We start from the raw sequence: 15,212 nt of genomic DNA, 5'->3' as shown, positions 1-15,212 counted from the left end.
GCGCCCGGTGACACGAACCGGGCGCCCTCCGCTCGTCTCACAGCCGCGGCGGCAGTCCGAAGGCCGGGAACAGGTGCGGCTCGAAGGACGTGATCTCCACGATCCGGTCGTCCTCGACGCGCAGCACGTCGAGGACGTGGGGGCGGTACCCGGTCGTACCCGGCCGGCGGACGTAACCCCCGGCCGCGAGCTGCCCGTTGGCGCGGGCGCGACGGAACCGCCAGTGGCCCGGGAACGCCGGGGAGAGCGGGTCGAGGCGGGTGCGCAGCTGGGCCAGGACGGCGGTCCGGCCGGTGAACCAGAACGGGGTCGGCGGCAGGGTGAGCGTGACGTCCTCGGTGAGCAGCTCGTCCATGGCGGCGGTGTCGAAGGCCTTCCCGGCGGCCGCGTACCGGACGAGCAGGGCGCGTGCACGCTCGCCGGCCCGGTCCGTGCGCCCGTTCGGCCCCTCCGGCAGCTGGTCCCGCAGCGCGGGCCGGGCCCGCTCCAGCGCGCTGTCGACCGACTCGACCGGCAGGTCGAGGGCGGCGGCGGTGTCGTCGGCGCTCAGCCCGAGCACCTCCCGCAGGATCAGCGCCGCTCGCCGGCGGGGCGGGAGATGCTGGAGGGCGACGAGAAACGGCAGCTCCAGGGAGGCGTACGGGCTGTCCGTCGCGGCCGGCTCGGGCAGTTCGTCGTCCGGGTACGGCTGGAGCCAGGTGACCCGGGCGGGCGGCTCGCCCGTGCCGTGGTGCACACCCGGCAGGGGCTCGTGGGCGTGCGGACGGCGCGGGGTGCGGCGCAGGAAGTCGAGGCAGGTGTGCGTGGCGATCCGGTACAGCCAGGTGCGGGTGCCGGCCCGGCCCGGGTGGGTGTCACGGACCCGCCAGGCCCGCCGTAATGTCTCCCGGACGAGGTCCTCGGCGTCGTCGTAGGAGCCGGTCATTCGGTAGCAGTGGGCCTGGAGCGCACGGCGGTGGGCCTCGGCGAGGGCGGCGAAACCAGCGGTGGTGCGGGGGAGCTCCGTGTCGTCGGCCGGTGCGCCGTACTCGTCGTCGTCCTCCGCGAGGTCCCGAGCGACGCGAGCCACCCACCGCAGCCGCGCCACGGCCGCCGACAGCTCCGACACCCCGGCGTCCAGGGCGGCCGGCGGCTCGGACGCCAGCTCCCGCACCCGGCGCCCGATCCCGTCGACAAGCCCCTGGACGGTGGTCCCGCCGTGCCGGCGGCAGGCGGAGCAGAACGCCGGACCGCCTTCGTCGCCGGTACGGGCGGGCAGCGGCCCCCCGCAGTCGGGGCAGGACTCCGCTGTGGTCGAGGCCACGGGCACCTCCTGAAGTTGAGATCCTGACGACCGTACTTCGGATCACTGACGCGACAGACCTGGAAGGTGAGATGTACGCGATGTCCCTGGGGGAGGACGGCGCCGAACTCGGCCCGCTGGAGCCCCGGCACGCCGAGGAGTTCCTGGCCCACGTCGACCGAGGCCGGGAGTTCATCGGCCGCTTCAACGGGCTTCCGGACGTGGTGACGGACCTGGAGTCCGCCCGCGCCTTCCTACGCACGTACGCCGAGCGGGCCGCGGCCGACACCGGGCGGCTGTACGGCATCCGCCTCGACGGCAGGCTGGTCGGCGCGGTGCTGTTCCGCCGGTTCGACGCCGAGCAGGACGTCGCGGAGGCGGGCTGCTGGCTGGAGCCGGCGGCGACGGGGCGGGGCCTGGTGACGCGGGCCGTCCGCGTCATCGTCGACTGGGCCGTGCGCGAGCGGGGCATCCACCGCGTCGAGTGGGTGGTCTCGTCGGGCAACGAGCCCAGTATCGCGGTGGCCCGCCGCCTCGGGATGACGAAGGAGGGCGTCCTGCGCCAGAGCTACCTGTACCGGGGCAGACGCCACGACGAGGAGATCTGGTCGGTGCTCGCCCCGGAGTGGCGTACGGCGGCCTGAGCTCGGCGTCCGAAAGCCGCCGGTGGGCGGGGGCGCCGCGCGTGAACCTGGAACGCATGACCACGAACTACCCCGCACGCCCGATCGCACCGCGGGCGCTGAAGGAACTCCGCGTCACCGACGACGCCGGCCGCCCCACCCTCCCCTTCACCGACCCCGAGGGCGACGCCCCCCTGCGCTGCTGCCTGCGCCGCAGCCGGCCGGGGGAGCGCCTCGCCCTCGTCTCCTACGCCCCCCTGCGCCGCTGGGCGGCCGCGACGGGCACCGACCCCGGCGCCTACGACGAACAGGGCCCCGTCTTCGTCCACGCCGACCCCTGCCCGGGGCCGGCCGACGACGGTGTGCCCTTCACCGGCGCCCACCGCACGGTCCGCCGCTACTCCGCCGAGGGCCGCATCCTGGGCGGCCGGCTCGTCGAGGACACCTCGGCCGAGGGCTTCGAGGAGGCCTTCCGGGAAGCGTTCGACGACCCGTCCGTGGCGATCGTCCACGTCCGGGCCGTCGAGTACGGCTGCTTCCTCTACGAGGTCAGGAGGTCCTAGCCGGGTCAGCCCTTGAGCTCGGCTGCCACCAGCTCCGCGATCTGTACCGCGTTCAGGGCCGCGCCCTTGCGGAGGTTGTCGTTGGAGATGAACAGGGCGAGGCCGTTGTCCACGGTCTCGTCCCGGCGGATGCGGCCCACGTAGGACGGGTCCTTGCCGGCCGCCTGGAGGGGGGTCGGGATGTCGGTGAGGACGACGCCCTCGGCGTCCGCCAGCAGCTCCGTCGCCCGCTCGGGGCTGATCGGGCGGGCGAAGCGGGCGTTGACCTGGAGGGAGTGGCCGGAGAAGACCGGGACGCGCACGCAGGTGCCGGAAACCTTCAGCTCGGGGATCTCCAGGATCTTGCGGGACTCGTTGCGGAGCTTCTGCTCCTCGTCCGTCTCGTGCAGACCGTCGTCGACGATCGAGCCGGCGAGCGGGACGACGTTGAAGGCGATGGGCCGCTTGTAGACGCCCGGCTCGGGGAAGTCGACCGCCTCGCCGTCGTGCGTCAGCTTGTCGGCGTCGGCGACGACCTTCTGCGCCTGGCCGTGCAGCTCGGCGACGCCCGCGAGACCGGAGCCGGACACCGCCTGGTAGGTGGCGACGACGAGGGCTTCGAGGCCGGCCTCCGCGTGCAGCGGCTTGAGGACCGGCATCGCGGCCATCGTCGTGCAGTTCGGGTTGGCGATGATGCCCTTGGGACGGTTCGCGATCGCGTGCGGGTTCACCTCGGAGACGACCAGCGGCACCTCCGGGTCCTTGCGCCAGGCGGAGGAGTTGTCGATCACGACGGCGCCCTGCGCGGCGACCTTCTCGGCCAGCGCCCTGGAGGTCGCGCCGCCCGCGGAGAACAGCACGATGTCCAGGCCGGTGTAGTCGGCGGTCGCCGCGTCCTCCACCGTCACGCCGTCCAGCTCGGTCCCCGCGGAGCGGGCCGAGGCGAACAGACGCAGCTCGGTGACCGGGAAGTCGCGCTCCTTGAGGATCCTGCGCATGACCGTGCCGACCTGTCCGGTGGCTCCGACGATTCCGACCCTCACGGCGACTCCCTCTGTCTCGTCACGTACGTATTGCCTGGCCGAGGCTTTTCCATCATGCGGCCGACACCGGCCCACCTGTCCAATTCTTTGGCCGCCATGCCCGAGGACTGGGACGCCCCGCCCCGCTCCACGGTTGCGGAACTCCCGTCCACACCCCCACTGAGCTGGAGAAATTCGCCCTACGGCCGTCCCGTGCCGCAAGCTGTGCTGCCCCGTGCGGCGGTGTGACGTACGCCTCTGCACGATTCCCCACGGTTCCGCCGAACGTTTCGGCGCGCTATGGCGTCGTAGAGGAAACGCAGGCGAGGGGAGGGGTGTCTGTGCTGCGCAGAATGGCCCGTCGCGCCCAGGGGGACGCACACGGTGATCCTCTGGACGCGGCGCAGGAACGCCGGGTGCGGGCGGTGCTCGCGCTGGGCGGGGTGCCGCAGGCGGACCTGCCGGACGGGGTGCAGCAGGTCCGCCTGCGGCTGCTGGAGCGCGCCGCGAAGGGGTACGAGGCGCCGCGGGACGTCTCCGCGTGGGCGGCGGTCGTCGCCTCCAACCTCGCCATGGACTGGCACCGGGCCAAACGCCGCCAGGAACGCCTCGGCGAGCGGCTGGCCTCGCTGCGCCAGCACGAGCACCCCTCCGGCGAGGACACCAGCGTGCTCTCCCTCGCCGTCGCCCGGGGCCTGGACGAGCTGCCCGACGCCCAGCGCCAGGTCGTCGTCCTGCGTTTCTACGCCGACCTGCCGGTGCGCTCGATCGCCCAGGAGCTGGGCGTCCCGGAGGGCACGGTCAAGAGCCGCCTGCACACGGCGGTCCGGGCCCTGCGCGCCCGCCTGCACGAGGACGAGGTGGTGTGACGTGACCGCCGGACACGAACGACCCGAGAACCGCGACGGCCACGAGAGCCCCGAGGGCCACGACGGCATGGACGCCCTCATGGCCGCGATCCTGGACGACCCCCTGCCCGAGGGGGCCCGCGCCGACCCCGCCTTCCTGGCCGCCCACCGCGCCGCCACCGCCGACGTGACCCTGCTGCGGGAACAGCTGGGCGTCATCGCGGACGCCCTGACCGAGCCCGCCCCCGAGCAGGCCGGGGCAGCAGCCGGGAAGACCGGGGAAGCCGTCCGCCCGGCCCGCCCGCCCCGGCGCCGGATGCTCCCCCTCACCCTGCGGGCCGTCGGCGTGGCCGCCGCCGGTGCGCTGGTCGTCGGCGGCGGCTGGCTGGTCGTCCAGGTGGGTCAGGGCATCGGCGGCGGCATGGGCGTGTCGTCCAAGAGTGCCGACGACGGCGCGGCGGCCGACGAGAAGGCGGCCGCGTCGGGCGGGGCCGAGGACAGCCTGCTCGGCGACCCCGCCTACCTCGCCTGCGAGGCCCGGCTCGTCGTCGAGGGCGATGTGACGGACGTCGAACGGGTGCCCGGCACCACCCAGGAGCGCGTCACCCTGCGCATCACCCGCTCGTACAAGCCGGAGCAGCAGACGGCGCCCGAGGCCGGCTTCGTGATGGAGGAGGGAATGGACCCGCTCCTCGCCGAGGGCGACCACGTCCTGGTCGGCCTGGCGAAGGGGTCGGCGGTACCGGACGTCTGGGCCGTCGGCGAGGCCGACATCGCCGCCGAGCGGTCGGCGATCGCCCGGGCGACGCCCCACACGGAGGGCGTCACCTGCGAATGAGGAAGGGCGGGCGCCCGTACGGACGCCCGCCCCTCTCACTCGACCGGTGCCGTTACGGCGTGACCTTCTCGATGGCCACGTTGCCGGTGCCCGCGACGGTGCCGCGCGCGTTCACCAGCTGGACCTGGCCGAAGAAGGCCCGGCCCTCCGGCGCGGGGGCCAGGGCGGTGACGGTCGCGGAGACCGACGCCGAGGCGCCCGTGGCCAGCTTCACCGGCGTCGACTCGTCGACGGTGACGGTGCCGAGCGCGGACGAGAAGAACACGTCCAGGTAGTCGTACTCCGTCGAACCGGCCGGGACCGAGTAGCCCGCGACCTCGACGGTGTACGTGCCGGCGGCGGGCGACGGGATGGAGACCGCCTCCTCCGAGTCACCGTCGGCCTGCTGCGCGACCTGGTTGCCCTCGGCGTCGTACACCGTCAGGTCGAGGTCGGCGGAGGTGTCGGAGACCCCGCCGATGGCGACGTCCAGCGAGTTGGCGCCCGCGGGGACCTCGACCGTGAAGGTCTGGTTCTCGTGGTCCTTGATGGTCGGACGGTCCGTCTTGGACGAGCCGAGCGGGCCGCCCGCGAGCTTGCCGTCGACGGCGGCGAAGTTGTTCGTCACCTTCCAGGAGACGGCCGCCGGGGTGCCGACCTTCGCCTCGGGCACGGTCACGGTCTGCGGGTCGAAGGCCGCGCCGTACACGGTGACGTCCAGCTTGTACGGGTTGTCGAGCAGCGGCGAGGTGCGGCGCGACTCGACCTCGATCTCCCAGACGCCGGGCTGCGGGTCGGCGTAGGAACGCGCGTCCGGCTTGCAGCCGTTGCCGTCGAGGTAGTTGTTGTAGCACTTGGTGGTGGCGCTGTCCTCGACGGCGACACCGTACGGGTGGATGGAGATGAACCGGGTCTGGCTCTTGTCCTTCAGCCCGCTCATCGCGACCTCGAGCGACGTGGCGCCCTCGGGCACGGTCAGGAAGTAGTGCTGCGAGCTGTTGCGCTGCACGGTGTTCTTCGCGGAGAAGGTGTGCGCCACCGGCGTCGAGACCACGATCGTGTTCAGGATCTGCTTGTCGACGCCCTCGGTCTTCGGGTCGTCGACCTCGAGGATCGCGCTCTTGATGCCCGCGGACTTCGGCGCGGCCTGGACCTTGACGGTGACCGGCTTGTTCAGCGGCAGCTTCACCTCGTCGTCACCGAGGATCTTGAAGGTGCCGGCCGCGTTGTTCTCGAGCTCGAGCTCGTGACGGATCGCCTTGTCCGCACCGGTCGTACGGGTGATGGTGACCTCGTACGTCTTCTTCTGGCCGGCCTTCAGGCCACCCTCACGGTCGTAGACGCCGGTGCCGAAGCCCGGGGTCTTCAGCGCGAAGTCGATCGCGGTGTCGACCGGGGCCTTGACCGCGTACTCGTGGGCGGTGGCGCCGTCCTCGATGGCGTCCCAGGCGTCCACGATGTCGATGGCGCCCGCGCCCTCCTCGTAGGCCTGCACGCCCTTGATGTGGTCGGCGGTCGAGGTGAGCGCCGTGCGCAGGGTGGCGGGCGTCAGCTCGATGCCCTTCCGCTTGGCGGCGCTCAGCAGCAGCGCCGAGGCGCCCGCGGCCTGCGGGGAGGACATCGAGGTGCCCTGGAGCATGGCGTAGCCGGCGGGCAGCGTGTAACCGGCCTCGGCGCTCGGGGCGCCCGGCAGCCAGGTCTGGATGGTGTTGATCGCGGCACCCGGGGCGACCAGGGTCGGCGTGAAGCCGCCGTCCTCACGCGGGCCGCGCGAGGAGAACGGCAGCAGGGCGTACTTCTTCGTCACCTGCGAGCCGTAGTTGGCGGCCCAGGTCTCCTTGGAGATGGCCGCGCCGACCGAGATGACCTTGTCGGCCAGGCCGGGGTCGCCGATGGTGTTGGCGCCGGGGCCCTCGTTGCCGGCGGAGATCACCAGCTGGACGCCGTAGGTGTCGATGAGGCGCGTGTACAGCTCGGCGCGGGCGTTGTTGCCGTCGTTCAGCGCCGGCAGGCCGCCGATGGACATGTTGACGATGTCGACGCCGCGGTTGGTGACGAGGTCGATCATGCCCTCGGTGAGCGCGACGTTGGTGCAGCTCGGGCCGAAGACGCAGGCGCGGGAGGAGACGATCTTCGCGCCGGGGGCGGCGCCGTTCATCCTGCCGCCGAACAGGCTGTTCGCGGCGGTGATGCCGGCGACGTGGGTGCCGTGCTCGCTGGAGATCATGCCGATGTTGACGAAGTCGGCCTTCTTGCCGACCCAGTCCCCGCCGAACGGGTCCATCGGGACGTCCTTGCGGTACTCCACGACGAACGGGATCCGCTCGGCGACCTCGGTCGCCGGGTTGTCGGTGCCGAAGTAGCCGACCTGGAAGCCGTCCTTGTAGGGCTTCATGGCGGTGTCGTCGGTGAAGTCGCCGTTGGCGTTCACGTCGACGGTGACGGTGCCGGCCGCCGCGTCGTACAGCACGCCCCAGGCGTCGGTGGTGTCGCCGTCGCGGTTGACGTCGCCCTGCTGGTCGCCGCCCGCGGTGGCGGACTCCCGGAAGAGGTTGATCTGGTACGAGCCCGCGGGCGCCGTCCAGGTCCGGCCGCTGAAGGTGAAGGTCGGTCCGGACACCGAGGTCACCATCGGGCGCCAGCTCGCGTCGCCGTCCAGGATCGGGTCGGTGGCGGTCACCCAGTCGACGATCTTGCGCTCGCCGGTGGTGGTCTTCTGCAGCGCCGGGTGGGCCAGGTCCACGCCGGAGTCCAGGACGCCGATGGTGATGCCGCGGCCGTCCGCCTTCGGGTTCTCCTTCACGAAGTCGACGGCGCCCGTCTCGAAGGACGGGTTGTACGGGTTCTCGGCGGGGGTCTTCTTGTTCGGCGCCGGGTAGGTCTTCGCGGTCGCGGTGGCGCCGGCGCCCTTCGCGGTGTCCGCGCTCGGCGTCGGGTCGTCGAGGACGATCTCCTGCTTGAGGTCGATCGCGTGCACCGAGGACAGCTTCGCGGCGGCGGCGATGGCCGAGTCGGCCTTGGCCGTCGGGACGGTGGCGCGGACGTAGCCGAGCTTGTCGTAGGAGCGGCCCACGGAACCGCCCTTGACCGCGTCCAGCTCCTCGGCGACCTGCTCGGTGCTGCCCGGGGCGGTCGCGACCATCATCGTGACGTTCTTGTCGCCGGCGGCCTTCGCCTCGGCGAGGACGTCCGCGTCGTCGGAGCCGAGCTTGTCGGCCGCGGACTTCACGCCCGGGTCGGCGGCGGCCGGGGTCTGGTCGGCGGAGAAGGCCATGGGTATCGGGCCGGCCGCGGACAGCGCGGCCACCAGACCCGCGGCCACGGCTATGCGGGCCGCTCGTCTCGCGCCCGATACGGGTTCGCGCTGGGGGGTGTGGGTCATCGGCATCCCTTGTTGGTAAAGGAACGAGCGTCACGCGACCGGGCCGTTCCTGCCTGATCGCGAGCGTCCGGAATGTGATCCCGGACGACCGCACAGCTTTACGCAAGGGACAGGTGTTTGGGGAGAGTTGACCGAATCGATATGGACGTATGGGGAAAACCCCCGATGGTGATCGCGGGCATCAGTGCCGAATGGGACAAGTCGCCCGTTGAGGTCGTACATCCCTCAAACAACCGTCAGGATCCATGGAGTTTCGGTCAGGACCCCGTGAACGCTCCGTCGGGGACCATGGGGATCCGTCAGAACCCTGTCAGAACCTCGTCGGAGACCCGTCAGACGTCCTTCGATCGCGCGTAGTGCCGGGACGCCTTCGCGCGGTTGCCGCAGGCCGCCATCGAGCACCAGCGGCGGGTGCCGTTCCGTGAGGTGTCGAAGAAGTGCAGGATGCACGCCTCGTGCGCGCAGCCGCGGATCCGGTCGGGTGCGGTGGCCAGCAGCTCCAGGTAGTTGCGGGCGGCCAGCCAGGCCGGCCCCCAGGTGTCGTCCGTGAACTCGGCGCGCTCGCCGGGGCCTTCGGCGGTGAGGGTGGGGCGGATCCGTCCGTGCCCGAGTACGGCGTCGACCCTTTCTGTGGCTGATCCGTCCACGGCCGCCTTCAACGCGTCGCGCGCCCGCAGGACGTGGCGCAGGGTCGCCGCGTCGGCGGCGAACCGCCCGTCCAGCCCGTTCGCGGCGAGCCACACCGCCAGCCCGTCCGTGTCGCGCAGCAGGTCCTGCACGGCCCCCTCCCGCATCCACCGTGTGTTGAGCAGGTCGAGTGCGAGGGGCTCGCCGGTGAGGGGGCGCGGATCGGCGGTGGCGGACATCGGGGGGCTCCTTCCCTGCTAACCGCTCAAGGGTACGTGACCGGTTGACGCTCCCATGTCTAACCACTAACGTGCATGACAGTGGTTATATCGTCGGACCAGCCGAAAGGGACAGTCATGACCTTGCGCACCGGCCACATCGGCCTGAACGTCACCGACCTCGACCGCTCGCTCGCCTTCTACCGGGACGTTCTGGGCTTCGTCCTGATCGGGGAGGGCAAGGAGGAGGGCAGGCGGTACGCGTTCCTCGGTGACGACGGCCACCCGGTCCTCACCCTCTGGCAGCAGGCGCAGGGCCCGTACGACGGTGCCCGCTCAGGCCTGCACCACCTCGCGTTCGAGGCCGGGTCGATCGAGCGGGTCCGGGCGTACGAGACCGCCCTGCGGGCGTACGGCGTGGACTTCGCCTACGACGGCGTGGTGGCCCACGGCGAGGGCGCGGCCTCGGGCGGCCTCTTCTTCCACGACCCGGACGGCACCCGCCTGGAGATCTCGGTGCCCGAGGGTGTGGAGGGGGCCCCGGCGCCCGGCGGCGACTCCGCTCCGACCTGCGGTTTCTTCTAGGTCATGGGTGTCTATCACGCCGGCTCGCGCGCCCTGCAGGACCGGCTGGGCGTGCGTGACCTCGCCGATCACGTCGGCCGGTCCGTCGGCCGGGGCATCAAGCCCGTCGCCGCCGCCTTCCTGGAGCTGCAGCCGCTGCTGGTCGTGGGTGCCGCCGACCCGGCGGCCGGCGCGGTGTGGGCATCGGTGATCACGGGTACCCCCGGATTCGTCCGGGCCACCGGGCCCCACCAGGTCTCCGTCGTGGGCGGGTCACCCCCGACCGACCCGCTCGCGACGGTGCTCGCCACCCCCGGCACCCCGGTCGGCACGATCGCCCTCGACCCGCGCACCCGCCGCCGCATGCGCCTCAACGGCCGGCTGCGGCCCACCGCGCGCGGCTTCGCGGTCGAGGCCGACCGGGTGTTCTCCAACTGCCCCAAGTACCTGCAGAAGAGGAAGACGTACGAGACGGTGGCCGGCCGCCGCCCGGGTGCGCCCCGGCACGGCACCGGACTCACCCCCGACCAGGCCGCGTTCGTCGCCGCCTCCGACACCTTCTTCCTCGCCACCATGCACACGGACGGCGCCGACGCCAGCCATCGCGGCGGCAATCCCGGCTTCGTGCGCGTCGCCTCACCGCACGAACTGACCTGGCGCGACTACCCGGGCAACTCCATGTTCCTCACTCTCGGCAACCTCGCCGCCGATCCGCGCGCGGGCCTGCTGTTCCTCGACTGGACGACGGGCCGCACGCTCCAGCTCACGGGCGAGGCCCGCACCGAGTTCGCGCCCGACGGCGCACGCACGGTCCACTTCACCGTGACGGGGACGGTCGACACGCCCTCCGCGCTCCCCTTGCGCTGGTCCGCGCCCGAATACTCACCTGCCAATCCGGACCCGACCGGTTAACGTCCCTGTGTGCGCAAGACGTTGAGGGTGGCGGCCTACGCCGTCTGTGTCCGTGACGGCCAACTTCTGCTCGCCCGTTCGCCCGCGCCCGACGGCACCCCGGAGTGGGTGCTGCCCGGCGGCGGCATGGAGCACGGCGAGGACCCGCACGACACCGTCGTGCGGGAGCTGGAGGAGGAGACCGGTTACCACGTCGAAGTGACCGGTCTGCTCGGCATGGACTCCTCCCACCGCACCTTCCGCCGCGAGGGCCTGCGCGGACCCGTGGACCATCACGGCGTGCGGATCGTCTACGAGGGACGGGTCGTGGGCGGCGAGTTGCGCAACGAGGTCGACGGCTCCACCGACATGGCCGCCTGGCACGACCTGGACGCCGTGGCCGGGCTGACCCGGGTGCGGCTGGTCGACGTGGCGCTGCGGCTGTGGCGGGAACGGCCGGTGACCGGGCGGGTGTTCGTGCCGCCGGAGGCGTGAGCCCCGCGAAGTCGCCTGCGGTACCCCGGTGGATGAACGCGGAGTGACCGGTTCCAGGCCGTGCGAGGAGCGGCCGGGGACGGGCCGGGTGGCCCGTGATCCACGTACGGCGATCGGTGGGGGGCGTTGCGTCGTCGTTCACGCGCAGGCCACTCCCGGTGCCAAGCATCCGGTACGAGCGGGACGTTCGCGGCTGCGATCGCCCGCGGCCACTGCCGACGCGTTCGCACTCGGGGAGATCGCGCCATGTCGCGCACACGCTCTGTCACGGCCTCCGCGCTGGGGGCCCACCGTCGCACCGTCCTCGCCGCCACCGCGGCCGTCTCCGTCTCCGCGGGCGTCGGACACGCCCTGCGGCCCACCGACAGCGAGGCGGCACCCGCCCGCATCCCGCAGACCACCAGGTCCCCGGAGGCCTCACCGGCCCCCGCCACTCCCGCCGCTCCTGCCACCCCCGCCCGCAGGACCCCCGCCGCCCCCTTCACCAAGGGCACCACCCTCGCCGCGGTCGCCGCCCCCCGCTCCGGCTCCGGATACCGCCGGCTCGGCAGTGCCCCCGGCTGGCAGCGCGTCGTCCGCGGCGACCTCGCCGCCCCCAGGTCCGGCCGGGCGGCCCGCCGTACGACGCTCGCGGCCTTCGTACAGCTCACCGACCTGCACCTGATCGACAGCCAGCACCCGCTGCGCCTGGAGTACCTGCGCGCCGCCAACCCGATCGCCTGGCGCCCGCACGAGGCGCTGACCGTGCAGGGCGCGGTCTCGCTCGTCGAGCGGGTCAACGCGCTGCGGGGCGCCCCCGTCACCGGCGCCCCGCTCGGCTTCGCCATGACCACCGGCGACAACACCGACAACAACGCCCACACCGAGCTGGAGTGGTTCCTGACCGTGATGAGCGGCGGGAACATCACCCCCAACTCGGGCGACCCGCGCCACTACGAGGGCGTCCAGAACAGCGGACTGCCCCTGTACTGGCAGCCCGACTCCACCGCCCGCGACGCCTTCAAGCAGCGCGGCTTCCCGCACCTGGACGGCTTCCTCGCCGCCGCGATCCGCGAGGTGCGCAGCCCCGGCCTGGCGGTCCCCTGGTACTCCACGGTCGGCAACCACGACGCCATGCCGCTCGGCTGCTACGCGCACGGCGACCCCTACCTCGCCGAGTACGCCGTCGGCGGCCGCAAGCTGATGGAGCTGAGCGCCGCCGACGCCACCCGGCTCCAGGAGGCCATCAGCGGCGCCCGGGACCCCGCGGGCCTCGCCTTCCGTGACCTGCTCAAGGCCCAGACCCGCGCGATGCGCCCGGTCACCCCGGACGAGCGCCGCGCTCCCTACACCCCCGCCGAGTACGTCAGGGCCCACCTGGACCCGGCGTACACCGGCCCCGGGCCGGCCGGCCACGGCTACACGTCCGCGAACGCCGACGCCGGCACGCAGTACTACACCTTCGAGATCTCCGACGACGTGATCGGCATCAGTCTCGACACCACCGACCCCGGCGGCCACTACGACGGCTCGGTCGGCACCGCCCAGCTGAGGTGGCTCGACGACACCCTGCGCACCCACCGGGAGCGGTACGCCGTCGTCTTCAGCCATCACACCAGCAAGAGCATGACCAACACCCGGCCCGACCCGGCCCGCCCGGACGAGCGGCGCCACGACGGCGACGCGCTGGTCTCCCTCCTCGGCCGCCACCGCAACGTCCTGGCCTGGGTCAACGGCCACATCCACCGCAACCGCATCGCCCCGCACACGGGCTCCGCCGGTTCCTTCTGGGAGATCTCCACGGCCTCCCACGTGGAGTTCCCGCAGCTCGCCCGGATCATCGAGCTGGTCGACAACAAGGACGGCTCCCTGTCGATCCACACCACCCTCGTCGAGTCCGCCGCACCCCACCGCACGGACTTCACCGACCTCTCCCAGACGGGCCTCGCGTCCCTCTACCGCGAGTTGTCCGCCAACGCCCGCGACGACGGCCCGCGCCTGTCGGGCGACCCGGACGACCGGAACACCGAGCTGGTCCTGAAGAAGGGCTGAGCGCCCGGCCGGGGTGCCGCGGCGGTGCCCCGGCCGGTCGTCGGGCCGACCCATACACGACACACGGTGTTCATCCGCTCGAAAAGTCCGTACCGCCTCATATCGGCTGACCCGGACTTCTCCGGGGTGGCTTGATTTCGGTGCAAGGCGGGTGGTCGTGTGCGCATGGGGCACGGACTTCGGGTGTTGTCGGTGTACGAGGGCTTCTTCACCGGAGGGGCCCGGATCGTGCACAGCGACGTGGTGCTGGGACTGCGGGAAGGCGGCCAGCACCACAGGGTGCTGAGCGTCCACGGGGAGGTGCACCGCGAGGCCACCCGTCAGCGGATGGAGGACGACGCCTGCTACCGGACGCTGACGGCGGCCGGTGTGGGCGTCACCTCCCTCGGTCGTACGTTCGGACCCGACCGTACGGATCCGGCCGCCTTCACCGGCCCGGAACTGGCCGATACCGCTCGGGCCACCGCCGACGCGGACGTCATCCTCTCCCTCAAGGAGCAGCCCCTGGCCCTCCTCAACCAGGCGGGCCTGCCGCGCCGCCCGGTCGTGGTCTGCCTGCACCGCTCCGACCCCGAGAACCAGGGCCGCGCCCTCGACGACCTCAAGGCGGCCATCGCCGACGGCACGGTCGCGGCCTGCGTCTGCTGCGCCGAGTCCACCCGCGCCGCCTACGAGGCGGCCGGCATCCCGTCGGGGCTGTTGCACGTCATCCCGAACGGCGTCGACCTGATCCGCTTCCGCCCGGACCCGGCCGGGCGGCTGGCGCTGCGGACCTCCCTGGGCATCGGCGACCCCACCGCACCCGTGATCGTCTTCGCGGCCCGCTACGACGGCATGAAGAACGTCCCGCTGTTCCTGCGGGCGGCCAGGGCCTGGCTCGCCGAGGAGCCGGACGGCCACATCCTGATGTGCGGCGCGGGCATGACCCCGGCGAACCCGGGGCTGGAGGCGGACATCACGGCGGCCTTCGGCGCGGACCGCGACGACCTCACCCCACGCCTCCACCGCCTCGGCGTCCGCCGCGACATGGAGAAGGTCTACGCGGCCGCCGACGTCGTCTCCCTCACCTCCTCCTGGGGCGAGGCGGCCCCGCTCTGCCTGATCGAGGGCATGATGTGCGGCGCGGTCCCGGTGGCCACGGACGTCGGCGACAGCGCGGCGATCGTACGAGGCCATGGCATCGTGACCCCGCCGGACCCCGAGGTGATCGCCCGGGCCTGGACGACGGCGGCGACCTCCCGCGACACCTTCACCCCGGCCCTGACCGCGAGCCGCGAACGCTTCAGCCGCACCCGCATGATCGCGTCCTACGCGGCCCTCATCGACCGGGTGTCCGCGGGCGCGGGCCGGCGGACACTGCCGGAGCCGCTCTGAGCGTCAGCTCTTGCGGACAGGTCCCCTCCGCCACCGCAGCCGGTAGGGCCCGCCCGCCGCCACGACGACCCCCACCCCCGCCACTCCGTACACCGTGTACGCCAGCCCCGCCTTGAAGTGGTCCTCCCGCTGCTCGACCTGCGCGTTCCGCTGCTCCTCGTACGTCCGTGTGCCCGTCGGCCGCGTGCTGTCGTCGAAGAGACGGCAGGTGTGGGACGGGCGCATGCGCCCGGGGTGTTCCTCGCCCACCTCGTCCAGGGCGACGCCGGGACATCTCGGCGCGCCGGGGTCCGCCGCACCCCGGAGCAGGTTGATCAGACCCCATGCCAGGGGCAGCAGGAACAACAGCAGTAACGCGCCTCGGAACTTCACACCGCCCACGCTAGCCAACCGGCCGGAAGTGGCCGCCACGGGAGGGGAGTCGGTGCGTTCGGGTGTTCGGGACCATGAGCACGAGGAGGGGCCGCCGGGTCTGACCCGTGCGGCCCCTCCTCTC

General features: G+C 72.6%; 14 protein-coding genes. 9 read left to right on the top strand and 5 right to left on the bottom strand.

Annotated elements, in window-relative coordinates; all coding sequences use genetic code 11:
- Positions 1-37: 37 nt before the first annotated feature.
- The gene (locus tag IE263_RS34655; RefSeq protein ID WP_189942003.1) at positions 38-1,303 is read right to left on the bottom strand and encodes an RNA polymerase subunit sigma-70; all 1,266 of its coding nucleotides are present in this window, start codon (positions 1,301-1,303) and stop codon (positions 38-40) included.
- A 71-nt stretch (positions 1,304-1,374) separates the two neighbouring features.
- On the opposite strand from IE263_RS34655, the gene IE263_RS34650 reads away from it, so the two are divergent.
- The gene (locus tag IE263_RS34650) at positions 1,375-1,926 is read left to right on the top strand and encodes a GNAT family N-acetyltransferase (RefSeq protein ID WP_189942002.1); all 552 of its coding nucleotides are present in this window, start codon (positions 1,375-1,377) and stop codon (positions 1,924-1,926) included.
- A gap of 56 nt (positions 1,927-1,982) precedes the next feature.
- Complete coding sequence (locus IE263_RS34645; RefSeq protein ID WP_189942001.1) at positions 1,983-2,468, top strand: DUF1203 domain-containing protein; 486 nt, start codon at positions 1,983-1,985, stop codon at positions 2,466-2,468.
- Positions 2,469-2,473: 5 nt separating this feature from the next.
- Here IE263_RS34645 and IE263_RS34640 read toward each other — a convergent pair whose 3' ends face one another.
- Positions 2,474-3,490: an aspartate-semialdehyde dehydrogenase gene (locus IE263_RS34640; RefSeq protein ID WP_189942000.1), complete on the bottom strand. Its 1,017-nt coding sequence runs from the start codon at positions 3,488-3,490 to the stop codon at positions 2,474-2,476.
- Between the two features lie 314 nt (positions 3,491-3,804).
- Between IE263_RS34640 and IE263_RS34635 the strand changes: the two genes are divergently transcribed.
- Entirely contained in the window at positions 3,805-4,338 is a 534-nt protein-coding gene (locus tag IE263_RS34635) for a sigma-70 family RNA polymerase sigma factor (protein ID WP_189941999.1), read from the top strand.
- A gap of 1 nt (position 4,339) precedes the next feature.
- The gene (locus IE263_RS34630; protein ID WP_229911328.1) at positions 4,340-5,155 is read left to right on the top strand and encodes a hypothetical protein; all 816 of its coding nucleotides are present in this window, start codon (positions 4,340-4,342) and stop codon (positions 5,153-5,155) included.
- A 52-nt stretch (positions 5,156-5,207) separates the two neighbouring features.
- Here IE263_RS34630 and IE263_RS34625 read toward each other — a convergent pair whose 3' ends face one another.
- Entirely contained in the window at positions 5,208-8,516 is a 3,309-nt protein-coding gene (locus IE263_RS34625; protein ID WP_189941998.1) for a S8 family serine peptidase, read from the bottom strand.
- Positions 8,517-8,848: 332 nt separating this feature from the next.
- Positions 8,849-9,382: a CGNR zinc finger domain-containing protein gene (locus tag IE263_RS34620; RefSeq protein WP_189941997.1), complete on the bottom strand. Its 534-nt coding sequence runs from the start codon at positions 9,380-9,382 to the stop codon at positions 8,849-8,851.
- Positions 9,383-9,499: 117 nt separating this feature from the next.
- Here IE263_RS34620 and IE263_RS34615 point away from each other — a divergent pair, with 117 nt between their 5' ends.
- The 5 genes from IE263_RS34615 (at position 9,500) to IE263_RS34595 (ending at position 14,716) form a co-directional block, all read left to right on the top strand.
- The gene (locus IE263_RS34615) at positions 9,500-9,946 is read left to right on the top strand and encodes a VOC family protein (protein ID WP_189941996.1); all 447 of its coding nucleotides are present in this window, start codon (positions 9,500-9,502) and stop codon (positions 9,944-9,946) included.
- 3 nt (positions 9,947-9,949) lie between these two features.
- Positions 9,950-10,837: a pyridoxamine 5'-phosphate oxidase family protein gene (locus IE263_RS34610; RefSeq protein WP_189941995.1), complete on the top strand. Its 888-nt coding sequence runs from the start codon at positions 9,950-9,952 to the stop codon at positions 10,835-10,837.
- 9 nt (positions 10,838-10,846) lie between these two features.
- Entirely contained in the window at positions 10,847-11,311 is a 465-nt protein-coding gene (locus IE263_RS34605; RefSeq protein ID WP_229911327.1) for an NUDIX hydrolase, read from the top strand.
- A gap of 246 nt (positions 11,312-11,557) precedes the next feature.
- Positions 11,558-13,342, top strand: a complete 1,785-nt coding sequence (locus tag IE263_RS34600; RefSeq protein ID WP_189941994.1) for a TIGR03767 family metallophosphoesterase — start codon at positions 11,558-11,560, stop codon at positions 13,340-13,342.
- A 183-nt stretch (positions 13,343-13,525) separates the two neighbouring features.
- A complete protein-coding gene (locus IE263_RS34595) occupies positions 13,526-14,716 on the top strand; it encodes a glycosyltransferase (protein WP_189942092.1) in 1,191 nt (396 codons plus the stop codon).
- A gap of 3 nt (positions 14,717-14,719) precedes the next feature.
- On the opposite strand, the gene IE263_RS34590 is transcribed toward IE263_RS34595, so the two are convergent.
- Positions 14,720-15,088 carry a hypothetical protein gene (locus tag IE263_RS34590; RefSeq protein ID WP_189941993.1) on the bottom strand — a complete coding sequence of 123 codons (369 nt, stop codon included), beginning with the start codon at positions 15,086-15,088 and terminating at the stop codon, positions 14,720-14,722.
- Between the last annotated feature and the right edge of the window lie 124 nt (positions 15,089-15,212).

This window comes from Streptomyces aurantiogriseus, from assembly GCF_014649375.1.
GTDB lineage: Bacteria > Actinomycetota > Actinomycetes > Streptomycetales > Streptomycetaceae > Streptomyces > Streptomyces aurantiogriseus.
Note: the sequence above shows the minus strand (reverse complement) of the source record. Positions and strands in the feature narration are given on the sequence as shown.